The sequence below is a fragment of the Saccharopolyspora sp. 6M genome (assembly GCF_020176775.1).
Taxonomy (GTDB): domain Bacteria; phylum Actinomycetota; class Actinomycetes; order Mycobacteriales; family Pseudonocardiaceae; genus Saccharopolyspora_C; species Saccharopolyspora_C gregorii.
Genome location: NZ_JAIUJZ010000193.1, coordinates 1 through 22,946, shown reverse-complemented (window position 1 = coordinate 22,946; position 22,946 = coordinate 1). Strand labels below are relative to the sequence as shown.

26 protein-coding genes are annotated in these 22,946 nt (G+C 73.8%); 19 read left to right on the top strand and 7 right to left on the bottom strand.

All coding sequences use genetic code 11. The annotated features are described in order from the left end of the window. Nucleotides 1–143: 143 nt before the first annotated feature. Nucleotides 144–1,370 (bottom strand): MFS transporter, encoded by a 1,227-nt coding sequence (locus LCD31_RS22895; RefSeq protein ID WP_224961103.1) that lies wholly within the window; start codon nucleotides 1,368–1,370, stop codon nucleotides 144–146. An 86-nt stretch (nucleotides 1,371–1,456) separates the two neighbouring features. On the opposite strand from LCD31_RS22895, the gene LCD31_RS22890 reads away from it, so the two are divergent. The 6 genes from LCD31_RS22890 (at nucleotide 1,457) to LCD31_RS22865 (ending at nucleotide 5,998) form a co-directional block, all read left to right on the top strand. Further along, nucleotides 1,457–2,086, top strand: coding sequence for a TetR/AcrR family transcriptional regulator (locus tag LCD31_RS22890; protein ID WP_224961101.1), 630 nt, complete (start codon nucleotides 1,457–1,459; stop codon nucleotides 2,084–2,086). Nucleotides 2,087–2,394: 308 nt separating this feature from the next. After that, on the top strand, nucleotides 2,395–3,168 hold the full coding sequence (locus tag LCD31_RS22885; RefSeq protein WP_224961099.1) for a hypothetical protein: 774 nt from the start codon (nucleotides 2,395–2,397) through the stop codon (nucleotides 3,166–3,168). A 35-nt stretch (nucleotides 3,169–3,203) separates the two neighbouring features. Next, nucleotides 3,204–3,977, top strand: a complete 774-nt coding sequence (locus tag LCD31_RS22880) for an SDR family oxidoreductase (RefSeq protein WP_224961097.1) — start codon at nucleotides 3,204–3,206, stop codon at nucleotides 3,975–3,977. A gap of 35 nt (nucleotides 3,978–4,012) precedes the next feature. Beyond that, nucleotides 4,013–4,561: an orotate phosphoribosyltransferase gene (gene pyrE / locus LCD31_RS22875; RefSeq protein WP_224961095.1), complete on the top strand. Its 549-nt coding sequence runs from the start codon at nucleotides 4,013–4,015 to the stop codon at nucleotides 4,559–4,561. A gap of 4 nt (nucleotides 4,562–4,565) precedes the next feature. Further along, on the top strand, nucleotides 4,566–5,225 hold the full coding sequence (locus LCD31_RS22870) for a hypothetical protein (protein WP_224961093.1): 660 nt from the start codon (nucleotides 4,566–4,568) through the stop codon (nucleotides 5,223–5,225). A 113-nt stretch (nucleotides 5,226–5,338) separates the two neighbouring features. Then, the gene (locus tag LCD31_RS22865; RefSeq protein WP_224961109.1) at nucleotides 5,339–5,998 is read left to right on the top strand and encodes an RNA methyltransferase; all 660 of its coding nucleotides are present in this window, start codon (nucleotides 5,339–5,341) and stop codon (nucleotides 5,996–5,998) included. A gap of 54 nt (nucleotides 5,999–6,052) precedes the next feature. Here LCD31_RS22865 and LCD31_RS22860 read toward each other — a convergent pair whose 3' ends face one another. From LCD31_RS22860 to LCD31_RS22845, 4 genes are all read right to left on the bottom strand, one after another. Continuing rightward, nucleotides 6,053–6,715 carry a VTT domain-containing protein gene (locus LCD31_RS22860; protein WP_224961107.1) on the bottom strand — a complete coding sequence of 221 codons (663 nt, stop codon included), beginning with the start codon at nucleotides 6,713–6,715 and terminating at the stop codon, nucleotides 6,053–6,055. Between the two features lie 180 nt (nucleotides 6,716–6,895). Continuing rightward, nucleotides 6,896–7,129 carry a hypothetical protein gene (locus tag LCD31_RS22855; protein ID WP_224961091.1) on the bottom strand — a complete coding sequence of 78 codons (234 nt, stop codon included), beginning with the start codon at nucleotides 7,127–7,129 and terminating at the stop codon, nucleotides 6,896–6,898. Nucleotides 7,130–7,200: 71 nt separating this feature from the next. Further along, on the bottom strand, nucleotides 7,201–8,349 hold the full coding sequence (gene nagA, locus LCD31_RS22850; protein ID WP_224961089.1) for an N-acetylglucosamine-6-phosphate deacetylase: 1,149 nt from the start codon (nucleotides 8,347–8,349) through the stop codon (nucleotides 7,201–7,203). A 382-nt stretch (nucleotides 8,350–8,731) separates the two neighbouring features. Beyond that, nucleotides 8,732–9,307 carry a SigE family RNA polymerase sigma factor gene (locus LCD31_RS22845; RefSeq protein ID WP_224961087.1) on the bottom strand — a complete coding sequence of 192 codons (576 nt, stop codon included), beginning with the start codon at nucleotides 9,305–9,307 and terminating at the stop codon, nucleotides 8,732–8,734. 82 nt (nucleotides 9,308–9,389) lie between these two features. Here LCD31_RS22845 and LCD31_RS22840 point away from each other — a divergent pair, with 82 nt between their 5' ends. The 4 genes from LCD31_RS22840 to LCD31_RS22825 all read left to right on the top strand — a co-directional run bounded on the left by LCD31_RS22840 (nucleotide 9,390) and on the right by LCD31_RS22825 (nucleotide 12,736). Continuing rightward, the gene (locus LCD31_RS22840) at nucleotides 9,390–9,671 is read left to right on the top strand and encodes a YciI family protein (RefSeq protein WP_224961085.1); all 282 of its coding nucleotides are present in this window, start codon (nucleotides 9,390–9,392) and stop codon (nucleotides 9,669–9,671) included. A 207-nt stretch (nucleotides 9,672–9,878) separates the two neighbouring features. Further along, nucleotides 9,879–10,913: a class II fructose-bisphosphate aldolase gene (fbaA, locus tag LCD31_RS22835; RefSeq protein ID WP_224961083.1), complete on the top strand. Its 1,035-nt coding sequence runs from the start codon at nucleotides 9,879–9,881 to the stop codon at nucleotides 10,911–10,913. A 73-nt stretch (nucleotides 10,914–10,986) separates the two neighbouring features. Then, nucleotides 10,987–11,394: a DUF3151 domain-containing protein gene (locus LCD31_RS22830; protein ID WP_224961081.1), complete on the top strand. Its 408-nt coding sequence runs from the start codon at nucleotides 10,987–10,989 to the stop codon at nucleotides 11,392–11,394. 241 nt (nucleotides 11,395–11,635) lie between these two features. Beyond that, on the top strand, nucleotides 11,636–12,736 hold the full coding sequence (locus LCD31_RS22825; RefSeq protein ID WP_224961079.1) for an aromatic acid exporter family protein: 1,101 nt from the start codon (nucleotides 11,636–11,638) through the stop codon (nucleotides 12,734–12,736). Between the two features lie 136 nt (nucleotides 12,737–12,872). Here LCD31_RS22825 and LCD31_RS22820 read toward each other — a convergent pair whose 3' ends face one another. Next, complete coding sequence (locus LCD31_RS22820; RefSeq protein WP_224961077.1) at nucleotides 12,873–14,159, bottom strand: adenylosuccinate synthase; 1,287 nt, start codon at nucleotides 14,157–14,159, stop codon at nucleotides 12,873–12,875. Between the two features lie 95 nt (nucleotides 14,160–14,254). Between LCD31_RS22820 and LCD31_RS22815 the strand changes: the two genes are divergently transcribed. From LCD31_RS22815 to LCD31_RS22795, 6 genes are all read left to right on the top strand, one after another. Next, entirely contained in the window at nucleotides 14,255–14,962 is a 708-nt protein-coding gene (locus tag LCD31_RS22815) for a hypothetical protein (protein WP_224961075.1), read from the top strand. Nucleotides 14,963–15,129: 167 nt separating this feature from the next. Next, entirely contained in the window at nucleotides 15,130–15,768 is a 639-nt protein-coding gene (locus LCD31_RS22810) for an HNH endonuclease family protein (protein WP_224961105.1), read from the top strand. Between the two features lie 125 nt (nucleotides 15,769–15,893). Further along, complete coding sequence (locus LCD31_RS29835; RefSeq protein WP_373690095.1) at nucleotides 15,894–15,974, top strand: putative leader peptide; 81 nt, start codon at nucleotides 15,894–15,896, stop codon at nucleotides 15,972–15,974. Between the two features lie 310 nt (nucleotides 15,975–16,284). Continuing rightward, nucleotides 16,285–17,295, top strand: a complete 1,011-nt coding sequence (locus LCD31_RS22805) for an ABC transporter substrate-binding protein (RefSeq protein ID WP_224961073.1) — start codon at nucleotides 16,285–16,287, stop codon at nucleotides 17,293–17,295. 14 nt (nucleotides 17,296–17,309) lie between these two features. Further along, entirely contained in the window at nucleotides 17,310–18,458 is a 1,149-nt protein-coding gene (locus LCD31_RS22800) for an LLM class flavin-dependent oxidoreductase (RefSeq protein ID WP_224961071.1), read from the top strand. A 109-nt stretch (nucleotides 18,459–18,567) separates the two neighbouring features. After that, the gene (locus LCD31_RS22795) at nucleotides 18,568–19,038 is read left to right on the top strand and encodes a hypothetical protein (protein ID WP_224961069.1); all 471 of its coding nucleotides are present in this window, start codon (nucleotides 18,568–18,570) and stop codon (nucleotides 19,036–19,038) included. A gap of 12 nt (nucleotides 19,039–19,050) precedes the next feature. Here the strand turns inward: LCD31_RS22795 and LCD31_RS22790 are convergent, their stop codons facing one another. Next, nucleotides 19,051–20,154, bottom strand: a complete 1,104-nt coding sequence (locus tag LCD31_RS22790; RefSeq protein ID WP_224961066.1) for a glycerophosphodiester phosphodiesterase — start codon at nucleotides 20,152–20,154, stop codon at nucleotides 19,051–19,053. A gap of 266 nt (nucleotides 20,155–20,420) precedes the next feature. On the opposite strand from LCD31_RS22790, the gene purD reads away from it, so the two are divergent. The 3 genes from purD to LCD31_RS22775 all read left to right on the top strand — a co-directional run. Next, the gene (gene purD, locus LCD31_RS22785) at nucleotides 20,421–21,680 is read left to right on the top strand and encodes a phosphoribosylamine--glycine ligase (protein ID WP_224961064.1); all 1,260 of its coding nucleotides are present in this window, start codon (nucleotides 20,421–20,423) and stop codon (nucleotides 21,678–21,680) included. Between the two features lie 203 nt (nucleotides 21,681–21,883). Then, a complete protein-coding gene (locus LCD31_RS22780; RefSeq protein WP_224961063.1) occupies nucleotides 21,884–22,186 on the top strand; it encodes a hypothetical protein in 303 nt (100 codons plus the stop codon). Between the two features lie 19 nt (nucleotides 22,187–22,205). Beyond that, the coding region (locus LCD31_RS22775) for a WXG100 family type VII secretion target (protein WP_224961062.1) at nucleotides 22,206–22,946 on the top strand (741 nt) is incomplete at its 3' end.

Genomic DNA, 22,946 nt, shown 5'->3' with positions numbered 1-22,946 from the left:
CGCCTCAGCGGGGGGCGGGGGGCGGCCCCCCCGCGGCCCCCGCGCGGCCCCCGCGAGGGAACCGCTGAGAACCCGCGGGTGGTCCCGTTGCGTGCTGGGTCTCCGCTCAGCGGCTTCGCCGCTGACGGGGAGGACGACTCGGGTCAGTGGCGGGCGTAGGTGCTGAGCCAGGCCACGGCGGCGAAGAGGGCGGCCACGGCGGCGAAGACGACGGTCGTCGTGGTCAGGCCCGCGTACGTGGTGAGGATGCCGAGCAGCATGCTCGGCACCGTCGCCGACAGGTACGCCACGATGTAGATCATCGACGAGGTCGCCGCCCGGTTCTCCGGGTCGGCCAGCCCGGTGAGCAGCCGGAACCCGCCCATGAACATCATCCCCCAGCCGGCCCCGACCACCGCCGACCCGGCGAAGAAACCGACGGCGCTCCCGCCGAGCACCGACCCGGCCACCACGGCCAGCCCGGCGATCAGCACCGGTGCCGCGACCCGGACCGCCCGCTGGCCCAGCCACCCGGACAGCAGCAGCAGCGCCACCACACCCACCCCGGCCACCGCGACGACCGAGAGCCCGCCCACCAGGTACGGCGAGCCGTCGACCAGGCTCTTCGCCACCGAAGGGCCCAGCGACATGAACATGCCGCCGACCGTCCAGGCCGCGAGCATCGTGGTCGCCAGCAGCGCGAACGCCCTGCCGCGCCCCGCGGGCACCCCGGGCCGCTGCGGGCGCAGCGCCACGCGCAGCGGGAGCCTGCTGCCGCGCACCGGCTCCGGCATCAGCCACACCAGCGGTACCGCCACCGCGAACCCGGCGACCAGCAGCAGGTAGGCCAGCACCGTCGGCGCCGGCGCGAACTGCACCAGGGCTCCGGCCAGGCCCGACCCCAGCGCCATCCCGGCCCCGGCGGAGACCCCGTTCAAGGTGGCGCCGCGGCTGGTGCCGGGCGGCTGGAAGTCCAGCAGCGAACCGCTGATCGCCCCCGTCGCCGCGCCGGTCGCGATGCCCTGCAGCGCGCGCCCGGCGAACAACCAGCCCACGCCCGGCGCGAACGCCAGCAGCAGCACCGCGACGATCTCCAGCCCGAGCGCGGCCAGCAGCACCGGCCGCCGTCCCACCCGGTCCGACAGCGCGCCCACCAGCAGCAGCGCGGCGAGGATGCCGACCATGTAGGCGCTGAACACCTCGGTCAGCACCGTCGCGGAGAAACCCCAGCGCTGCTGGTAGATCGCGTACATCGGGGACGGCGCGGTGGAGGCCATCAGGAACAGGGCCAGCAGCGCGCCGGCGAACCAGAAGGCGCCGCGCCGGGTCATCTCCGGTCGGGCGGTGCCCGCGCGCAGCGGGCGGTCGAGTGCGAGCTCCGGGGTGGTCATGGCTCTCCTCGTGCGGAACGGACGATTCCGCTCCGCAGCAACCCGGGACCGGACCGGAACATTCCGCTCCCGCGTATCCTGTGGTCATGACCACAGCGCAGCGCTCCGCCGGCTACGCCGAGCGCGTCATCGCCGCGGCTCGCGAAGTGTTCGCCGAGCAGGGCTTCGACGCGCCCATCGCGGACGTCGCGCACCGCGCCGGAGTCGGCGTCGCCAGCATCTACCGCCGCTGGCCCAGCAAGACCGACCTCGCCGAGCAGGTGCGGATCAGCTGCCTGCGCCGCATCGTCGCCGAAGCCGACGCGGCCCGCGCCGGAGAACCCGACCCGTGGCGGGCGTTCACCGGCTTCCTGCGCCGCTGCCTCGCCGAAGGCAGCGGGGTCGGCACCGTGCTGCCCCCGGACGAGCCGGGCGTCGCGCACAGCGCCGACTACCTCGCCGCCCGCCGCGACATGGCCGCATCCGTGGACGAGGTGGTGCGGGCCGCGCACGACGCAGGCGAGCTGCGCTCCGACTTCACCGCCGCCGACGTGGTGCTGCTGTTCAAGCACCTCAACCCGGCGCTGCCGGTCGCCGAACCGCGCCGCGCCGAGCTGCGCGCCCGCTACCTCGCCGCCGTCGTCGAAGGGCTCCGCGCCGGGGACCGGGACCCGTTGCCGGGCGCGGCACCCGACTGGCCCGAGGTCCACGCCATGCGCCGCGCCGACCCGGCCTGAGCGGATTCCGGCCGATGTTCACCCGTTCGGCCGCTCCAGAAGTCGATCAGGCGGGCCGATGGAAGAAGCAACGAGGACGGGCGCGGGCCACCGCACCCGTCCTTCTTCGCGTCCGGCCCCGGGACGACCGGGTGATCACCCCATCGCCGACCGGGCCGGGCGAAACGGACGCTCCGAACCCGGTCGCCTTCGCAGCGCGCACCCGCCGCGGACCATCCGTGCAGCGCAGCTCGCACGGATGGCGCAATTCCGGGACGGGGACCCCGGCGATCTTCGCGGAGGATGCGGACGGGACTACCCTGCGCGGTGTGGGTATCCCTGCCTGGGTCTGGTTCCTCGTCGCCGTCCTCGCGATCGCCGCGGGCATCGCGCTGCTGATCGCCGACCGCACACGACGCGCCCCGAACAACCGGGAGCGGCGGCGCTGGGCGGCGCTGCGCGGCTGGCAGTTCGCGGAGGTCGACCAAGTGCTGCCGACGCGCTGGGAGCGCGGCGCCCTCGCGCAGCACGCCGGCGGCACCGCCACCGACGTCGTCGCGGGCTCCACGTTCACCGCCGACGGACGGCGCCAGGTCTACGTCCTCGACCTCACCACCAACGGCAAGGTCGCCACCGTGCTCGCCGGCGTCCGCTGCCGCCGCAGCGTCGGCACCACCCTGGAGCTGTGGCAGCCGGACGTGCCGGTGCCGCAGGACTCCGGGCTGGACCTGCTCGGCCCGGTCGGGTCCCGCTACGCCTTCGTCACCGAGGTCGCCGCGGCCCGCCCGCTGGTCACCCCGTCGCTCGTCGACGCGGCCGAGGAGGTCGGGCCCGACGTGACCGTGGTGTGGCTGGAGCAGGACTGGGTGCTCGCCGCGATCGAACCCGACAGCGCCGACCCGGCCCGCCTGGAACGCCTGCTGCGGGCCCTCGGCGAACTCGCCGACATCATCGACCCGTTCGAGACCGACCCGAACGAGCCCGAGCCCGCCGCCGAGGAACCGACCCGGCAGCTCAAGGGCGCGACCGGAGCCGGCTCCCCCGCGGACACCAACGACACCGTCCGCGTGGACCGGGCCGAGCACTCCGAGAACCAGGCCTGACCGGTTCCGGTCGGCGAGGCGATACGGTGCGCACCATGCCTACCGCACTCGTCACCGGCCCCACCTCCGGAATCGGCAACGCCTTCGCCCGCAGGCTGGCCGCCGAGGGGCACGACCTGGTGCTCGTCGCCCGCGACGCCGCGCGGCTGGAAGCGCTCGCCGCGGCGCTGCGCGACCGGCACGGGGTCACCGTCGAAGTGCTCGTCGCCGACCTCGCCGACGACGCCCAGCTCGCCGAGGTGGAGCGGCGCGTCGCGGACGAGCGGCGGCCGGTGGACCTGCTGGTCAACAACGCCGGGTTCGGCACCGGCGGCGCCTTCTGGGACACCGAGGCGGCGACGCTGCGCAAGCAGCTCGACCTCAACGTGGCGGCCGTCCTGCGGTTGACCCACGCCGCGGTGCCCGGCATGCGGGCCCGCGGTGGCGGCGACGTGATCAACCTGTCCAGCGTGGCCGGGTTCTTCTCGGTGGCCGGATCGACCTACGCGGCCACCAAGTCGTGGGTGACGACGTTCTCCGAGGGGCTCGCCTCCGCGCTGACCGGCACCGGCGTGCGGGTGATGGCGCTGTGCCCCGGGTTCACCCGCACCGAGTTCCACCAGCGCGCCGGGCTGTCCATGAGCCGGTTGCCGAAGGCGTTCTGGCTGCGGGCCGACGACGTGGTGCACGAAGGCCTCACCGACCTGCGCCGCGGCCGCTCGGTGTCCATCCCCAGCCCGCAGTACAAGGCCCTGGTCACCGTCGGGCGGCTCATCCCGCTCCGGGTGCAGCGCGCCGTCGTCCACCGCACCGTTCCCGGCCGCACCTGATCCGGCGCGGTGGGGCGGCAGTAGGATCGGGGCTCGTGACTCAGGTCGACCAGCAACAACGCGCCGAACTCGCCCGGCTCGTCACCGAGATCGCCGTCGTGCACGGCAAGGTGACGCTGTCCTCCGGGAAGGAAGCCGACTACTACGTCGACCTGCGCCGGGCGACGTTGCACCACGCCGCCGCCCCCCTCATCGGCACCCTGCTGCGGCAGCTCACCGCGGACTGGGAACACGACGCCGTCGGCGGGCTGACCCTGGGCGCCGACCCGGTCGCGACCGCCATGATGCACGCGTCCGGCCGCCCGCTGGACTCCTTCGTGGTGCGCAAGAACGCCAAGTCCCACGGCATGCAGCGCCGCATCGAAGGGCCCGACGTGGCGGGCCGCAAGGTGCTCGCGGTGGAGGACACCTCCACCACCGGCGGCAGCGTGCTCACCGCGGTGGAGGCGCTGCGGGAGGAGGGCGCCGACATCGTCGGCGTGGTGACCGTGGTGGACCGGGGCACCGGAGCCAAGGAGGCCATCGAGGCCGCCGGGCTGACCTACCGCTCGCTGCTGGACCTGTCCGACCTCGGGTTGAGCTGATCCCGTGGGTGCGATCGTCCCGCTCGCGTTCCTGCTGATCGTCCTGGTCCTGGCGGCCGGTGTCGCGGTGGCCGTGCTCGGCCGCAAGCGCTCCGTCCGGAACTACCAGCGGCTGCTGCGCGCGGGCGCGGACTGGCGGCAGGTGCCCGCGGACGACCTGTGGAAGCGGGTGCGGGCGTTGCGCGAGTTCGCGAGCTCCCGCGGGCTGCAGGACCACTTCCACCTGGCCGGTCGGCACCGCGGACTGCCCTTCGAGGCCGTGCAGCTGCGGCGCCCGCCGGGCTTCGGACAGCGGGTGTTCACCTTCGGGGTGGCGGTGGCGCTGCCCCGGCCGGTGGCCGGTCCGGAGCTGCGGCTGGCCCGGTCCGGCGCGTTCGGCGCGCTCGGCCAGGACCTGCGGGTCGAGCTGGGCGACGCGGAGTTCGACCGCACCTACCTGCTGACCTCGACGGACGCCGAGTTCGCCCGCCGCGTGCTGCCGGCCGCGACGGCTCGTTCGCTGCTCGCGGACGAGCGGACCGCCGGCGTGGTGCTGGAGTTCGCCCCGGAGCACCTGGTCGCGTTCCGCGCCGGGGCCGCGACCCCGGAGTCGGTGCTGCCGATGCTGGACCTGCTGGTCGACCTGCACGGCGCCGTGCCGTGGGAGGGGCCGGCCGGACGATGAACCAGGACGTGGGAGCGCCGGAGCGCCCCGGGGAACTGGTGGCCGGAGGACCGGTCGGCGAGGAACCGGTGGCCGCAGAACCGGTGACCGGAGGACCGACCGGCGCAGAACCGGTGACCGAGGAACGGGCCGCCGGCGAACCCGGCCCCACCGAGTGGGGTCCCGAGGTCGGCGTCGGCCCGTGGCCCGGCCCGTGGCCGGACGACGAGCGCTACGACCCGGAGCTGCTCGCGAACGGCGACCGCCGCAACGTCGTCGACCACTACCGGTACTGGCGCCGCGACGCCGTCGTCGCCGACCTGGACACCCGGCGGCACGACTTCCACGTCGCCATCGAGAACTTCCAGCACGACCACAACATCGGCACCGTGGTGCGGACCGCGAACGCGTTCGCCGCGCGTGCCGTGCACATCGTGGGCCGCCGCCGCTGGAACCGGCGCGGCGCGATGGTCACCGACCGGTACCAGCACGTGCACCACCACCCGGACCTGGTGTCGCTGCGCGAGTTCGCCGCCGAGCAGGGGCTCGCAATCGTCGCCGTGGACAACACCCCCGGCGCGACGCCCCTGGAGCGCACCGCGCTGCCGGAGCGCTGCGTGCTGCTGTTCGGCCAGGAGGGCCCGGGGCTCGGCACCGACTCGCGGGGCACCGCCGACCTGGTGGTGTCCATCGCCCAGTTCGGTTCGACCCGCTCCATCAACGCCGGGGTCGCCGCGGGCATCGCGATGCACGCCTGGGTCGCGCAGCACGCGGACCCGTCCCGCGCCTGGTGAGGACGTGAAAAGGCCCGGCCGGGGTGCGGCCGGGCCTTCGGGGTGGTCGGTGGCTCAGGCCGCGTCCTTGGCCTTCGTCCGGCGGCCGCGCACGTACTCGACGATGATCGGCACGATCGAGATGAAGACGATCAGGATCGCCATCGCCTCGAGGTTCTCCTTGATGATCGGGATGTTCCCGAGGAAGAACCCGAGCACGGTCATGCCCGCGGCCCACAGCACCGCGCCCACGGCCGAGTAGGCGAAGAACTTCCGTTGGTCCATCTGCCCGACGCCGGCGACGGCGGTGATGAACGTGCGCACGATCGGCACGAAGCGCGCCAGGATGATCGCCCGCGCACCGTAGCGCTCGAAGAACTCGTGGGTCTTGTCCACGTGCTCGGCCTTGAACAGCTTCGAGTCGGGCTTGTTGAACAGGGTCGGCCCGACCTTGCGGCCGATCCAGTACCCGGTCACGTTGCCGACGAACGCGCACACCGCCAGCAGCAGGCAGGTCAGCCAGAGCGGCGTGGAGATCGCCCCGGTCGCCACGAACAGGCCGGTCACGAACAGCAGCGAGTCGCCGGGGAGGAAGAACCCGATCAGCAGGCCGCACTCCGCGAAGATGATCAGGCAGACGCCGATCAGCGCGAACGGGCCGAGCGAGCTGACGATGTTCTCCGGATCCAGCCAGGACGGCAGCAGGGCGAGCGTGGACGTTCCGGCGGCGTTGAGCATCGCGGGGAATTCGGTCGTCACGCTCGCCAACGGTACCGGTGCCCGCTGAGCGCGGGCGGCCAGCCCGACCTCGGCCGTCCGCCCCAGCGCAAGCCGCCACGCCGGAGACCGCCGGATCGGCCGTCGCGGCGCCGGAACGGGATGTCCCGTTCGTCCGGAAGCGCAGGTGGTGGCGGTGGATCAGCCGAGGGTGAGCACGCCGACGACGCCACCCGCCGCGACGCCCAGCAGCACCGCGTACAGCAGCACCTGCCCGACGGGCAGCCTGCGGCGCGCGGGCGCCGGCGGCGGGAGGGGTGCCTGCGGCGGGAACGGCGGCGGAGTCGGGGCGGCGTTCCCGGCCTGCCCGCCCACCGCCTGCGCGCGCAGCGCGGCGGACAACAGGTTTTCCGGGGTGTCCCGCGAGCTCTCCATGCCAGCCAGGGTAGCCACCGCCCGGCCCGGCGCCGAACGCCTCGGGCGAGGCGGGGCGGGTGCCGGGGGCATCAGGCCACCCAGGCCCCGGACTTCATGACGCGGCGCAGCCGCAGGTCGTCGTCCAGCAGCACCAGGTCGGCAGCCAGGCCGGGGCGCAGCGAGCCGACCCGGTCCGCGGCGCCGAGCAGCTCGGCGGGTCGGGTCGAGGCGGCGTGCACGGCGTCGGTCACGGGCAGCCCGGCGCCGGTGACGAGGTTGCGGAACGCGACGTCCATGGTGAGCGTGCTGCCCGCCAGCGACCCGTCCGCGAGCCGCGGTTCCCCGTCCACCACGGTGACCGGCAGCTTCCCCAGCTCGTAGGTCCCGTCCCCGGCTCCGGTGGCGCTGATCGCGTCGGTGATCAGCACGGTCCGCCCGGTGCCCGCGTGCCGCGCGGCGAACGCCACCACGGCGGGGTGCAGGTGCACCAGGTCGCAGATGAGCTCGACGGTGACGCGGTCGTCGTCCAGCAGGGTGCCGACCGGCCCGGGTTCGCGGTGGTGCAGCGGGCGCATCCCGTTGAACAGGTGGGTGGCGACGGTGGCGCCCGCGTCGACGGCGGGCAGCACCTGCTCGCGGACGGCGTCGGTGTGGCCGAGGGCGGCGATGGCGCCGTGCTCGGTGAGGGTGCGGACCGCGTCGACCGCGCCGTCGAGCTCGGGGGCGAGCGTCACCATCCGGATCGAGCCGCGCCCCGCGTCGAGCAGCGTGCGCACCGAGCTCTGGTCCGGGGCCCGCAGCAGTGCCGGGTCGTGGGCGCCGCAGCGCGCCTCGGACAGGAAGGGGCCTTCGAGGTGGATGCCGTCGATCAGGCCGTCCACCACGAGGTCGCGCAGCGCGCTGACCTGGTCGGCCAGGTCGGGGACGGGGGCGGTGACGAGGCTGGCGAGCATGGTGGTGGTGCCGTGCGAGCGGTGCGCGGCCAGCGCGGCCTGCGCCTGTTCGAGGTCGCGGCCGGTGAAGGCGCCGCCGCCTCCGCCGTGGCAGTGCACGTCGACGAAGCCGGGCACCAGCCAGCCGTCGCCGAGGTCGGTGGCGTCCGCCGGGGCCGGGCCGGTGCCGATCTCGGCGATGGTGCTGCCGGACAGCCGGATCCAGCCGTCCGCCAGCACGCCGTCCGGGGTGACGATGCGGCTCGCGGTGAGGGTGCCGGCGCCGGTGTCGTGCGCGCTGCTCACGGGGGGTCCCCACTTTCGTTCGGCCCTCGTCCCGCGGTCCGCGGGGTGGGCTGCGCCGCGCGGCGGGCGGCGCTCGGGTGCGGTGGTCGACGTCCGGCGCCCATCCTCCGGCACCGGCCTCCGGTGGTCTACACCAGTTCGGTGTGGTCTTCACCCGGAGCGGCGCGCGGTGGAGCGGACGCGACGGCATCCGGGTGAAAGGCCGGTGCGGATCGGGTGATCTCGATGGTCGCCGGCTCGGCCGGGCGCCGGTTCCGCGTCGATGGCGGTGGCGGTGCGGTGACCGCGGCGCGGGAGCGCCCGCTGCTCGCGGTCCGCACTCGGCTCACCTGATCAGCGGTCGCACGGCGGTGGGTGACCGGTGATCGGTGCGGACGGGCGGTCAGTGCGAGCGCATGACCTTCTGCAGGGCCTCCAGGCCGCGGCTGGCCGTGGACTTCACGGTGCCCTTGGACACGCCGGTGGCCTCCGCGATCTCCGCTTCGGTGAGGTTGCCGTAGTAGCGCAGCACCAGCACCTCGCGCTGCCGCGGCGGCAGCTCGCCCAGCGCCGCCACCACCGCCTGGTGCTCGGCGGTCAGCATCGCCAGCGACTCGGCGGAGCGCGCGTCGGCCTGGTGCGGCGGCCGGTACTCGCGAGCCGTCTTGCGGCGGCGCAGCACCGAACGGCTGCCGTTCACCACGGCGGTGCGCAGGTAGCCGATCGCCGCCTTCGCGTCCCGCAGCCCGGACCAGTTGCGGTAGAGCCCGGTGAACGCCTCCTGCACCACGTCCTCCGCGGTCGCCGGCTCGTCGACCAGCAGGATCGCCAACCGGACCATGCGCATCCGCTGCTGGCGGTACAGGTCTTCGAGCGTGAGCGGCTGGTCGTTGGGCGTGGACGCGGTGTCGATGGCGCGGAGGTGGCCCAGCGTCTGCTCGACGCTGCGCTCGACCCCCGATGAGGAATCCCCGAACATGATCTGAAAGTACCGGCTCACCCGGCGGCTGTCCCTCGGCCGGGTAGCGTCCGCGCGAGGTCCGTGATCGAGGAGGTCCGAAATGGCGAAGTTCGTGGTCGAAATGGTCTACGGCGATGACGAGGAACGGCGGCTGGCGGTGCGCCCGGACCACCGGGTGTACGCGAAGTCGTTGGCCGAGCAGGGCGTGCTGCTCGCCGGCGGCCCGTACGCGGACGGCCTCGGTGCGCAGCTGGTGTACGAGGCCGAGGACGAGGCGGCGGTGCAGCGCCTGCTCGACGCCGATCCGTACCTCCAGCAGGGGGTGCTCGCGTCGACCACGATCCGTGAGTGGCACGCGATCACCGGCTCCTGGGTTTCCTGAGCACTGACCCGTCCAGGCGACACCGCACCCCCGAAGGTGTGAGGATTCCGACAGCGGTGCAGATCCGCACCGATCCAGTGGTTTTCCCTATGACGCGAACGGGTAGCGCTGACCGACACAGGCCCGCGCGGACCTCACGCGCCCTCGTAGGATTCGGCGCGGCTCCCCGCTGCCAAGAACGACTCCATCCCCCGAGGAGGACGACCGATGCCCATCGCGACCCCCGAGGTCTACGCGGAGATGCTGGACCGGGCGAAGTCAGGTGAGTTCGCCTATCCGGCCATCAACGTGACCTCGTCGGAGACGCTCAACGCGGCGCTGCGCGGCTTCGCCGAGGCCGAAAGCGACGGCATCATCCAGGTCTCGACCGGTGGCGCCGAGTTCGCCTCCGGCACGAAGGTCAAGGACATGGTCACCGGCGCCACCGCGCTCGCCGAGTACGCGCACGTCGTCGCCGCGAAGTACCCGGTGAACATCGCGCTGCACACCGACCACTGCCCGAAGGACAAGCTGGACGGCTACGTCCGGCCGCTGATCCAGATCAGCCAGGAGCGGGTGGACCGCGGCGAGAACCCGCTGTTCCAGTCGCACATGTGGGACGGGTCGGCCATCGAGCTGCACGAGAACCTGCAGATCGCCTCCGAGCTGCTGGACCTCGCCGCCAAGGCGAAGATCATCCTGGAGCTGGAGGTCGGCGTCGTCGGCGGCGAGGAGGACGGCGTCGCCAACGACATCAACGAGAAGCTCTACACCGCCGCGGGCGACTACGAGCACACCGTGGAGGCGCTCGGCGCCGGCGAGAAGGGCCGCTACCTGCTGGCCGCGACCTTCGGCAACGTGCACGGCGTCTACAAGCCGGGCAACGTGAAGCTCCGCCCGGAGATCCTCAAGCAGGGCCAGGAGGTCGCCTCCGAGAAGCTGGGACTGCCCGCCGGTTCGAAGCCGTTCGACCTGGTCTTCCACGGTGGTTCCGGTTCGCTGCTGGAGGAGATCCACGAAGCGGTGTCCTACGGCGTGGTGAAGATGAACATCGACACCGACACCCAGTACGCGTTCACCCGGCCCATCGCCGACCACATGCTGAAGAACTACGACGGCGTGCTGAAGATCGACGGCGAGGTCGGGAACAAGAAGGTCTACGACCCGCGCAGCTACCTGAAGGCCGCCGAGCAGGCGATGGCCGCACGCGTCGCGCACGGTTGCGAAACGCTGAAGTCCGCGGGCCGCATGCTGGCCGGCTGACCGCAGCACCGCTCGCCGAACGCCACCCCGGCCACCGGGGTGGCGTTCGTGCGTCCGGTGACAAGATGGCGCCATGACGAACCTGCTGGAGCCACCGGAAACGCTGCTGCCCGAGAACGAGCCCGCGCAGGCCGCGCTGGACGCGGGCACCGACCCGGCCCTGGTGGCCGCCGAGCACCCCACCTTCAGCGCCGCGTGGGCGCAGCTCGGCGAGGCCGCGTTGGAGCGCGGCGAGACGATCGCCGCCTACGCCTACGCCCGCACCGGCTACCACCGGGGCCTGGACGCGCTGCGCCGGTCCGGCTGGAAGGGCTTCGGCCCGGTGCCGTGGCGGCACCGCCCCAACCAGGGCGTGCTGCGCGCCGTGGCCGTGCTGGCGAAGGCCGCGGGCGCGATCGGCGAGACCGACGAGTTCGACCGCTGCCGCCAGCTGCTGCTCGACAGCGACCCGGCCTCGGTGGAAGCCACCGGCCTGGCGTGACGTCGCGCGCAGGAGGGCCGGGGAACCGGGACCTCCCGCGCGGCGCTGCCGACCTCGAAGGCGTGGACTCCTCGCAGGCCCCCCGGGAACCGCCCGAACTCGCCCCTGGCCCACCCGCTACCTCGGTGTTCCCGCGGTGCGCCGCACCAGCCCGGACCGGGCGGGTCTCGATCGACCCGAACCGGCGGCCGTCGTGGCCCACCGCTGCCTCTGCACGATCGTCGTGGCGGAGAATGGGCGCGTGCATCGGGTTCGGCAGGAGTTGAGTCGGCGGTTGCGGCGGTTGTTCCGGTCGGGCGTGCCGATCGTGCAGTGCGCCGTCGCCGCCGGGTTGGCGTGGGCGGTGGCGAAGAGCCTGGTGGGGCACCCGGCGCCGTTCTTCGCGCCGATCGCGGCGGTGGTGTCGCTGGGCGTGTCGCTGGGGCAGCGGCTGCGGCGGGCGCTGGAGCTCGTCGTCGGCGTGAGCATCGGCATCGGGGTCGGCGACATCCTGATCTCGGCGATCGGCACCGGCCCGTGGCAGATCGCGCTGGTGGTGGCGCTGGCGATGAGCACGGCGGTGCTCGCGGACAGCGGGGCGATCATCGTGCTGCAGGCCGCGTCGTCGTCGGTGCTGGTGGCGACGCTGCTGCCCCCGGCTTCGGCGGGCGGCCTGACCCGCATGATCGACGCGGCGGTCGGCGGGCTGATCGGGTTCGTGGTGGCGGCGCTACTGCCCGCGAACCCGCTGGCGGTGGCGCACCGCAACGGCAGGCTGGTGCTGGGGGCGCTCACCGACGGCCTGCGGGGCGTGGCGTGGGCGGTGTCGCGGCGGGACACCGACGTCGCCTCGGACACGTTGGCGAAGGTGCGCAAGAGCCAGGAGCTGGTGGACGAGTTCCGGACCGCGCTGGACGCGGGCGGGGAGATCGCGAAGATCGCGCCGATCCGCTGGCGCCGCCGCGGCGACCTGAAGCGCTACGAGGCCGCGGCCACGCCCATCGACCGGGCGCTGCGCAACACCCGGGTGCTGGCCCGGCGCGCCATGTCGGCGCTGCGCGACGACGAGCCGGTGCCGCGCCCGCTGCCGGGCCTGCTGGAGGAGCTGGCCGGGTCGGTGGTGCTGCTGCGCGACGAGCTCGCGGGCGGGAACGAGCCGCTGCAGGCGCGGGAGGCGGCGCGCGCGGTGGCGCGGAAGTCCTCGGTGGAACTGCTCGGCGAGGGCGACTTCTCGATGCAGGTGGTGGTGCTGCAGGTCCGCTCGATCGCGGTCGACCTGCTGCAGGCCACCGGCCTCACCCGCACCGAGGCCATCGCGGCTCTGCCGCCCCTGCACCCCCGCCGCGGCGACGACCACAGCTGAACCGAGCGGCGGGGGGGGGGGGGGGGGGGGGGCCCGGGGCCCCCCCCCCGGCGCGGCCCCCGGCCCGGGGGGGGGGGGGCGTGGGCGGGGGGGGGGGCGGGGGGCCCCCCCCCCCCCCCCGGCCCCGGCGGCGGGGTCACGCCATCGTGTGGCGGACGATCGTCTGGTCGCGGCCGGGGCCGACGCCGATCGCGGAGATGCGGGCGCCGGACAGCTCCTCCAGGCGCAGCACGTAGTTCTGCGCGTTCACCGGCAGGTCCTCGAAGCTGCGCGCCGCGCTGAGGTCCTCGGACCAGCCCGGCACCTCCTCGTACACCGGCACCGCGTGGTGCACGCCGGTCTGCGTCATCGGCATCTCGGTGACCCGCTGCCCGTCCACGTCGTAGCCGACGCACACCGGGATGGTCTCCAGCCCGGACAGCACGTCCAGCTTGGTGAGGAAGTAGTCGGTGATGCCGTTGACGCGGGTCGCGTAGCGGGCGATGACCGCGTCGAACCAGCCGGTGCGCCGGGAGCGCCCGGTGGTGACGCCGAACTCGCCGCCCTGCTTGCGCAGGTTCTCGCCCGCCTCGTCGGTGAGCTCCGTCGGGAACGGGCCCGCGCCGACGCGGGTGGTGTACGACTTCAGGATGCCGATCACGGCGTTGATCCGGGTCGGCCCGATGCCGGAGCCCGCGCACGCCCCGCCGGAGGTCGGGTTCGAGGAGGTCACGAACGGGTAGGTGCCGTGGTCCACGTCGAGCAGCGTGCCCTGCGAGCCCTCCAGCAGCACCGTCTCGCCGCGCTCCAGCGCCTCGTTGACCAGCAGCTTCGTGTCGGCGATGCGGCCGGCGAAGCGCTCGGACTGCTCCAGCACGGTGTCCACGACCTCGTCGGCGTCGAGCGCGCGGCGGTTGTAGACCTTCACCAGCAGCTGGTTCTTGAACTCCAGCGCGGCCTCGACCTTCTGCCGCAGGATCTTCTCGTCCAGCAGGTCCTGCACGCGGACGCCGACGCGGGCGACCTTGTCCTGGTAGGCGGGGCCGATGCCGCGACCGGTGGTGCCGATCTGCTTCTTGCCGAGATAGCGCTCGGTGACGCGGTCGATCGCCACGTGGTACGGCATGATCATGTGCGCGTCGGCGGACAGCAGCAGCCGCGAGGTGTCGACGCCGCGCTCCTCCAGCCCGGCGAGCTCGTCGAGCAGCACGCCCGGGTCGACCACGACGCCGTTCCCGATCACGTTCGTGACGCCCGGCGTGAGGATGCCGGAGGGGATGAGGTGCAGCGCGAAGTCCTGCCCGTCGGGCAGCACCACGGTGTGGCCGGCGTTGTTGCCGCCCTGGTAGCGCACGACCCACTGCGCCTGCTCGCCGAGCAAGTCGGTCGCCTTGCCCTTGCCCTCGTCGCCCCACTGGGCTCCGATCAGCACGATCGCCGGCATGTGAAACTCCAACCTGGACTGTGGGTCCGCGCGAGCGACTCCCCGCTCCGACGCGACACTGATGCCGGTCGATCAGGGTAAACCAGGAGCGAAACGTGAGTACGACTGCACTGTCCTGCACAAACGGCGACCACACCACGCGTCCGGGTGGTCACGCGGAGTGGCACCGGGTTTCGCCCGCTCCCGGGAAGGCCGAGGTCGATGCGCTGCTGCCCGACGGCCCCGGGCGAGTCGTCGTCCAGGGTACCGATGCCGACCTGGCGGCGGTGGTGCTGCGGCTGCTGCGCAAGAACCGCATCGCCGACCTCGCCGTCGGCTACGTGCCGGTGGCGGAGTCGCCCGCGACCCGGCTGTGGGGGTTCCCGGTGGGCCCGGACGCCGAGCCGCTCGCGTTCGAGGGGGCGGCCCGGCCGTCGGCGCTGGTGCGCGACGACAACGGCGGGCTGCTGATCGCCTCCGGCCGGGTGGAGCCGATCACCGGCCAGGTGTACTGCGACGACCAGCGGGTGCTGCACGGCCCGGCGCGGAGCCTGGAGATCACCCCCGATCCGGCGGCGGAACCGCTGCCGGACCCGACCTCCGACCCGATGTCGGCGAACCTGGATCCGGCCGCGGACGGCCTGCGGGTCACCGCGGTGCGCCGCGGCCTGCTGCGCACCCGCCGGGACACCACCCGCGGCCGCGCCGTGCAGGCCGGGTTCCGCGAGGCCACCGTGCTGCGCGACGGCGTGCCGCACCCGCGGCCGGTGACCAAGTGGGCCTGGTACCGCCACACCGAGGACCTGCTGCTCGTGCGGCCCTGATCGGCGGGGGAAATCCCTGCGCACACACGGTTTTCCCAGACCCGGCGGGGATCGGGTGGCGGTTTCACGACAGGTCACCGCCTAGTCACTTCGGGGCATTGCCATGGCCACCTCGCTCGATGAAGGTCAGGATCGACATCGGCGAGATCAGCCCAGCGGAGGTCCCCATGACGCCGACCCGTTCGCTTCGCGCAGCACTGACCGCTCTGCCCCTGGCCGGCGCCCTGTCGCTGGGCCTGGCCGTGCCCGCCGGGGCGGAACCGCCCGGCATCCCCGACCCGTCGACCGCCCAGACCCAGCTCGACGAGCTGCAGGTCGCCCCCGAAGGTTCCCTCGACGGCTACGACCGCGACCGGTTCCCGCACTGGATCGAAGGCCCCGACGGCTGCAACACCCGCGAGTCGGTGCTCAAGCGCGACGGGGAGGGCGTCGAGGTCGGGTCGGACTGCTACCCGACCGCGGGCACCTGGAACAGCCCGTACGACGGCGGATCCTGGACCAAGCCGTCCGATGTGGACATCGACCACGTGGTGCCGCTGGCCGCCGCGTGGCGCTCCGGGGCCTCCGAGTGGACCGACGAGCAGCGCGAGGCGTTCGCCAACGACCTCGAAGGCCCGCAGCTGATCGCCGTCACCGACAGCGTCAACCAGTCCAAGAGCGACAAGACCCCGGACCAGTGGATGCCGCCGGAAGCCGGCTACCACTGCACCTACGCGTCGATGTGGGTCGGTTCCAAGCACAAGTACGAGCTGACCGTCACCGAGGCCGAGAAGACGGCCCTCAAGGACGCCCTCGCCGGCTGCTGATCGTCGTCGACGCCGCGCCCCGCTCACCTCCTCGGTGAGCGGGGCGTTCCGCTGCGGTGCCACCTGGTGGGACGCGGCCCGGCGGGCGTTGACCGGGAGATCGCGGCGGTGCGAACCTGCTGGGCATGACCGCGCGCACCGCACTGACCGGGCGCCTGCACGTCGATCTGCGGCGGCAGGCCAGCGCCATCTGTCGCCCCCGCTGAGGGTCTTCACCGGCTGTTCTTCGAACTCTTTCCGCGTAGCGCTGGGGTGGCGGAACCTCAGCGGTCCCCTCGCTGCGGGATCGTTTTCGCAGGTGGCTCCGCCACAGGCGACAACGCTGTCCTCGCGGGGGAACCGCTGAGAACCCGCGGGTGGTCCGGCTGCGTGCTCGGTCGGCTGCTCAGCGGCTTCGCCGCTGACGGGAAACCGCCGAAACCGCGCTGCGCAGGTTCGAGGACGGGCGGTCGACAGTTCGCCCGGGCGCTCTTGTGCGGCCCGGGTTCCGCTCTGCTCAGCGAAAGCGATGACACCGTGCACCGTCGGGAATTCCTCGCCGCCCTCGCCCTGACCACCACGACCGCCGGGCTGCTCGCCGCGTGCGGTCGTGGCACCGACGCGGCCACCGCGCCCGTCCCGCCGCCGGTCGGCGACGACGAGCTGCGCCGGGTGCGGCTGCGAGTCGGGGACCAGAAGGGCAACTCGCAGTCCCTGCTGCGCTCCGCCGGGCTGGACCGGGCGCCTTACGCGATCGAGTGGGCCACGTTCACCTCCGGCCCGCCGCTGCTGGAGGCCGCGTCCGCCGGAGCCATCGACATCGGCGGCGTCGGCAACACGCCCCCGCTGTTCGCGGCCGCCGCGAAGCGCAACGTGAAGGTCGTGTCCGCGTCGAAGGGCAACGTGACCAGCGATGCGCTGATCGTCCCGCGGGACTCGCCGCTGCGGCGGGTGGAGGACCTGCGCGGGAAGAAGATCGCCGTGGCCCGCGGCAGCTCGGCGCACGGGCAGGTGCTGCTGAGCCTGCGGAAGGTCGGGCTCACCCCGGACGACGTGCAGCTGGTGATCCTGCAACCGGCCGACGCGCTCGGCGCGTTCAACGGCGGCGAGGTGGACGCCTGGGCGATCTGGGACCCGTACTTCGCGCAGGTCCAGCTGGAGACCGGCGCGAAGGTGCTCACCGACGGCACCGGCGTGGCCAACGGCCTGGACTTCCAGGTGGCGAGCGACGCGGCGCTCGCCGACGCGGCGAAGAACACCGCGCTCGCCGACTACGTGGTCCGCGTCGCGCAGGCGCAGCTGTACTCCGACTCGCACCGCGAGGAGCGCGCGCGGGCGTGGGCCGAGGACACCGGGCTGCCCATCGAGGTGACCCGCCGCGCCACCGACGCCGGGCCGAACCTGCCGATCCCGCTGGACGAGTCGGTGGTCCGCTCCTCGCAGGAGCTCGCCGACGCGTTCGTGCAGGCCGGGGAGATCCCGCGGAAGTTCGACTTCGCCGACTTCGTCGACACCCGCTTCGCGCAGCGGCTCACCGCCGTCCGCTGACCAGGAGGAGACGCATGAGCATCACGGTGCACTGGTTCCTGCCCACCCACGGCGACGGTCGGTCCATCGTGGACAGACCGCACGTGACGGCCGCCGCGGCCAGCACGCCTCGCGAACCCGACATCGACTACCTGGCGCAGGTCGCGCAGGCCGTCGAGCACCTCGGGTTCACCGGCATGCTCACCCCCACCGGCAGCTGGTGCCAGGACGCGTGGGTGACCACGGCGGCGCTGCTCGGCCGCACCAAGCGGATCAAGTTCCTGGTCGCGTTCCGGCCCGGTTCGCTCACCCCGACGCTGGCCGCGCAGATGGCCACCACCTACCAGCAGGTCTCCGGCGGCAGGCTGCTGCTCAACATCGTCACCGGCGGCGAGTCCACCGAGCAGCGCCGCTACGGCGACTGGCTGGACCACGACCGCCGCTACGAGCGCACCGACGAGTTCCTCGCCGCGATGCGCGCCATCTGGTCCGGGGAACCCGCCGACTTCGACGGCGAGCACTACCGGCTGCGCGGCGCCACCGCCTACGACGTGCCGGACCCGGTGCCACCGCTGTACTTCGGCGGCTCGTCCCCGGCGGCGCTGCCCGTGGCCGCCCGCCGCGCCGACGTGCACCTGACCTGGGGCGAACCGCCCGCGCAGGTCGGTGAGCGGATCGCCCGGCTGCGGGAGCTGGCCGCCGCCGAAGGCCGCACGCTGCGGTTCGGGCTGCGCGCCCACACCATCACCCGGGACACCTCCGCCGAGGCGTGGGCGACGGCCCAGCGCTTCCTGGACCAGATGGACCCGGCGGACGTGGCCGCTTCGCAGGCGAAGTTCGCCGTCACCGAATCGACCGCGCAGCGGCGGATGGCGGAGCTGCACGGCGGGGTGCTGCACGCGGACGCGCGGAAGCTCGAAGTGCACCCGGGCCTGTGGTCCGGGGTCGGGCTGCTGCGCGGCGGTGCGGGCACCGCGCTCGTCGGCAGCCACGAGGAGGTCGCCGACCTCATGTCCGAGTACCACGACGTCGGCGTGGAGGAGTTCGTGTTCTCCGGCTACCCGCACCTGGAGGAGGCGTACTGGTTCGGCGAAGGCGTCCGCCCGGTCCTCGCCCGCCGCGGCCTCCTCGCCGGTTCCGAGCCCGCCGCGACCCCCGCACCCCGCCCGGTCGCCGCGTCCTGAAGCCGGTCCGGGACCTCCCCGAGCCGCGATCCGGGACGAACCCGATCCCCGCGACCCGCCGCGCCGCTTACGTTCGACCCGCAGTCGGGACGACGTGGGGGGACGGCCTGTGGATCCGAAGGACGCGGCACCGGCGGCGGTGCGCAGCTCGATCATCGCGTGGACCTGCGCCGTGGCGGCCGGGGTCGCCGAGACGGTGCTGCAGGTGGTGCGGCTCGTCGCGGCGGGGGCGCCCGCCGGTGGACTCGCCGGGCAGCTGGTGCTGCGCGGCGCCGTCTACGCCGCGGTGCTGGTCCTCGTGCTGCGGCTGCGGCGCGGTGGGAACGGGGTGCGGATCGCGGTGGCGGTGCTCGTCGGCGGCCTCGGCACCGCGAGCATGGTCGGCCCGCCGATCGCGGAGGTGCTGGGCGGCGTCCCGGTCGAGCAGGCCTTCCTGAACGGCACCGGGCCGTGGGCGTGGACGTTCGCCGCGTTGCGCGCCGCGCACCTGGTCGCGGTGTGCACGGGACTGGTGCTCCTGTTCGCGCCCGCGTCGAACGCGCACTTCCGAGCGGCCGGGGCCGCCGCCGGACGGCCCTGACCGCCCGGTCGCTCAGCCGCGGGCCTCGACCGCGATGTCCGGGAAGTCGCTGAAGATGCCGTCGATGCCCTGCGCGAACAGCGCGTCGAAGAAGCCGAACACGTCGCCGAACTCGGACGGCACCTCGGAGGAGCGGAAGTCCGCGGGCAGGAACTCGTTCTCCGCGCGCACCGTGTACGGCACGACCTGCAGGCCCGCCGCGTGCGCGTCCGCGGTCACCGGGGTCGGCCCGGTGAGGTGCCCCGAGTCGTCGACCGGCAGCAGCACCTTCGTGTCCGGGCCGAACACGTCGGCGTAGTCCGCGATCCCGCGCAGCCCCTCCGGCGTCACCAGGTCCGCGTAGGTGCGCGGGTCGCCGGACTCCACGAAGTCCTGCGGCGCCCCGCTGTCGGAGATCAGCTGCACCAGCCGCACCCGCAGCGAGCGGTCCAGCTCCCGCAGGTTGGCGACCTCGAAGGACTGCACCACGACCTTCGCGTCCGGCCGGTTCAGGCCGTTCTCGTCCAGCGCCCGCACCACGCGCGGCTCCAGCGGCAGGCCGATGCGCTGGAAGTAGCTCGGGTGCTTGGTCTCCGGGGCGACGCCGACCTCGCGGCCGAGCTCCGCGGACAACCGGCGGGCGAGGTCCACGACCTCCTGGAACGTCGGCACCTCGTAGCGGCCGTCGTAGATCGTGTTGTTCGGCCGCAGCCGCGGGATGCGTTCCTCCGCGCGCAGCGACTTCAGCTCGGCGAGGGTGAAGTCCTCGGTGAACCAGCCGGTCAGCTCGACGCCGTCGATGGTCTTCGTGGTCTTGCGGTCGGCGAACTCGGGGTGGTCGGCGACGTCGGTGGTGCCGCTGATCTCGTTCTCGTGCCGGGACACCAGCACCCCGTCCTTGGTGGGCACCAGGTCCGGTTCGATGAAGTCGGCGCCCATCCGCGCCGCCAGCTCGTAGGCGGCCAGCGTGTGCTCCGGGCGGTAGCCGGAGGCGCCCCGGTGCCCGAACACCTCCACGCGGCCTGCCTCCGGATCGGCGGTCACGGCGGGCGCCGCGGCGGCGGGCAGCTGGGCGATGGCGCCCAGCACGGCGGCCGTGGTCACGGCGAGCGCCCCCAGGCGCACCCGGATCGACATCTGTCCTCCAACGAGTTCGTCGCGCGGGAAGGGCCGCGCGCCCGGCCCGACCTTCGCGGTGGCGGGCGACCAACCGGACAAGAACATCCGACGGGCGGGTGAAGGAACGGCGACACACCTCCGGTCGGCGCCGAGCGCCGCGCGGGGTGGCCGGCCGGAGCGCACTGAGATGATCCTCGCTGGTCACCGGCGGTCCATGTCCGGTTCACCACACCGCGCCGGGGGGCCGCCGTCGGCGGTGTGCGGGACGCTCTACGCTTCCGCTCGTGCGAATCCTGGTGATCGGGGCAGGCGGCCGTGAGCACGCGATCGTGCTGGCGCTGTCGAAGGACCCGTCGGTGACCGCCCTGGCCTGCGCTCCCGGCAACGCGGGCACCGCCGCGCTCGCCGAGCCCTACCCGGTGGACGTCGCCGATCCGGCGGCGGTGACCGAGCTCGCCACCGGCTGGAAGGCGGACCTGGTCGTGTTCGGCCCGGAGACTCCGCTGGGCGCCGGTGCCGCCGACGCCGTCCGCGCCGCCGGGATCCCCTGCTTCGGGCCGTCGAAGGGGGCCGCCCGCATCGAGGGCTCCAAGGCGTTCGCGAAGGACGTCATGATCTCCGCCGGGGTTCCCACCGCGCACAGCGAGACGGTGGACAACCCGGCGAAGCTGGACGCCGCCCTGGCCCGCTTCGGCCCCACCTGGGTGGTCAAGGACGACGGGCTCGCCGGGGGCAAGGGCGTGCTGGTCACCACCGATTTCGACGCGGCGCGCGCGCACGCGCTGACGCTGCTCGACGACGGGCACCCGGTGCTGCTGGAGTCCTTCCTGGACGGTCCGGAGGCCTCGCTGTTCTGCCTGGTCGACGGCACCACGGTGGTCCCGCTGCTGCCCGCGCAGGACTTCAAGCGCGTCGGCGACGACGACGCGGGCCCGAACACCGGCGGCATGGGCGCCTACGCGCCGCTGCCGTGGGCGCCGGAGGGCTTCACCGAGGACGTGGTGCGCACCGTGGTGCAGCCGGTGGTGGACGAGCTCGCCGAGCGCGGCACCCCGTTCTCCGGCCTGCTGTACGCGGGCCTGGCGCTGACCTCGTCGGGGCCGCAGGTCATCGAGTTCAACTGCCGGTTCGGCGACCCGGAGACGCAGGCCGTGCTGGCGCTGCTGCGCACCCCGCTGGCGGTGCTGCTGGACGCGGTCGCCCGCGGTGAGCTCGCCGCCGCCCCCGCGCTGGAGTGGGAGGACGGCGCCGCGGTGACGGTCGTCGTGGCCGCCGAGGGCTACCCGGGCCGGCCCCGGGTGGACGACGTGATCACCGGTGGCGACGCGATCGGCGTGCTGCACTCCGGCACGCGGCGCCGCGAGGACGGCGCGGTGCTGTCCGCGGGCGGCCGGGTGCTGTCCGTGGTCGCGACCGGCGCGGACCTCGACGCCGCCCGCGACGAGGTGTACCGGCGGGTCGCCGCCGTGCGCCTGCCCGGCTCGCACCACCGCGTGGACATCGCGCTGCGCGCCGCCCGCGGCGAGATCACCCCGCCCGCCTGATCGGACTTTCCGGACGAACCGCGCGCGAGCCACGGCCGCGCGCGGTTCGTCGCGTTCGGACCCGTTCGCCGTTCGACTGCTCTTCGGTGAAAGCACCGCCGTGCGCACCCGCTTCGGGGTAATCATGTGATCCGGTGGAACGGCGCGCCCGGACGGCGCGTCGACCACGTCGGACATCCGGGCCGCGAATCCGAGGAGAGGTCGTGCCAGACGCCGGTTACAACATGGGGGCCTTGGAGGACTGCCGCTCCGCGCTGGAAGGCAAGGCCGGCCCGGTCGGCGCCATCGGCGACGGCTTCGAGGGCCGGCACGTCGAGGCGGCCTCCTTCGGGGAGCTCGACGCCGCGGCCGGGCTCGCCGACGCGGTCACGAAGCTCGACGAGACCGCGAAGCAGCAGTTCGACGCCGCCGAGCAGCTGCTGCGCAGCGTCAGCGGCGCGCTCGACGCGGTGCGCACCAGCGTCGAGGACATCGACCGGGACAACGCCGACTCGATGCGGGTCTGAGCCGGTACTGGGGGACGAGATGGGCATTTCAGGGGAGATCGCGGGCAAGCCGGGCGGCGCGGCGCTCGCCGAGCAGGTGCGGAAGCTGGAGGACAGCCGACCCGAGTCGATCACCGAGATCGCGCGCCGCTGGCGCGAGGCGAGCGGCACCACCGGGAACGCCGCCGGGGACGTGACCAACGCGGTCACCGGGCTCGACGGGGCCTGGCAGGGCGCTTCCGCGGACGCGTTCGTCGGCTACATGGGGCAGGTGCGCGGCGGCTTCGACCAGGCCGGGTCGGCGCTGGAGAGCTCGGCGGGCGCGCTGGACCGGGCGGCGGAGGCGGTGCGCACCGCGAAGGACGCGGTGAACGGCATCGGCGAACGCGCCCTGGCCGACGCGAAGCAGGCCGAGGACACCTACCACCAGGCGGAGCTGGCGCACCCGAACGACCCGGCCGCCCTGGAACTGGCCCGCCGGGTGCGCGACGACGCGATCACCCGCGCGATGGAGTCGCACGCCGACGACGCCCGGGGCAAGGTCGACGAGGCGAACGCGGCGCTGAACGGGGCGCTGTCCGAGCTCACCGGCTCCGCCGAGGGCATGGCGGACGTGTTCACGAAGATCCCGAAGGCGGGCGAGCAGGGCTTCACGCCCGCGCCGGGGCGCGACACCGAGTGGGAGTTCCAGGAGCCCGCCGGCCCGGCGAGCACCGACCAGGCCGGCGCCACCGGCCCGGGCGGGGACTCCGCCGCGGGGCCGGGCGGGTCCGGCGCGTCG

Coding starts and splice junctions, on each gene's coding strand:
- LCD31_RS22895 (WP_224961103.1), bottom strand. CDS start 1,370: ATGACCACCCCGGAGCTCGCACTCGACCGCCCGCTGCGCGCGGGCACC.
- LCD31_RS22890 (WP_224961101.1), top strand. CDS start 1,457: ATGACCACAGCGCAGCGCTCCGCCGGCTACGCCGAGCGCGTCATCGCC.
- LCD31_RS22880 (WP_224961097.1), top strand. CDS start 3,204: ATGCCTACCGCACTCGTCACCGGCCCCACCTCCGGAATCGGCAACGCC.
- LCD31_RS22860 (WP_224961107.1), bottom strand. CDS start 6,715: ATGCTCAACGCCGCCGGAACGTCCACGCTCGCCCTGCTGCCGTCCTGG.
- LCD31_RS22855 (WP_224961091.1), bottom strand. CDS start 7,129: ATGGAGAGCTCGCGGGACACCCCGGAAAACCTGTTGTCCGCCGCGCTG.
- LCD31_RS22845 (WP_224961087.1), bottom strand. CDS start 9,307: ATGTTCGGGGATTCCTCATCGGGGGTCGAGCGCAGCGTCGAGCAGACG.
- LCD31_RS22840 (WP_224961085.1), top strand. CDS start 9,390: ATGGCGAAGTTCGTGGTCGAAATGGTCTACGGCGATGACGAGGAACGG.
- fbaA (WP_224961083.1), top strand. CDS start 9,879: ATGCCCATCGCGACCCCCGAGGTCTACGCGGAGATGCTGGACCGGGCG.
- LCD31_RS22830 (WP_224961081.1), top strand. CDS start 10,987: ATGACGAACCTGCTGGAGCCACCGGAAACGCTGCTGCCCGAGAACGAG.
- LCD31_RS22820 (WP_224961077.1), bottom strand. CDS start 14,159: ATGCCGGCGATCGTGCTGATCGGAGCCCAGTGGGGCGACGAGGGCAAG.
- LCD31_RS22810 (WP_224961105.1), top strand. CDS start 15,130: ATGACGCCGACCCGTTCGCTTCGCGCAGCACTGACCGCTCTGCCCCTG.
- LCD31_RS29835 (WP_373690095.1), top strand. CDS start 15,894: ATGACCGCGCGCACCGCACTGACCGGGCGCCTGCACGTCGATCTGCGG.
- LCD31_RS22800 (WP_224961071.1), top strand. CDS start 17,310: ATGAGCATCACGGTGCACTGGTTCCTGCCCACCCACGGCGACGGTCGG.
- LCD31_RS22790 (WP_224961066.1), bottom strand. CDS start 20,154: ATGTCGATCCGGGTGCGCCTGGGGGCGCTCGCCGTGACCACGGCCGCC.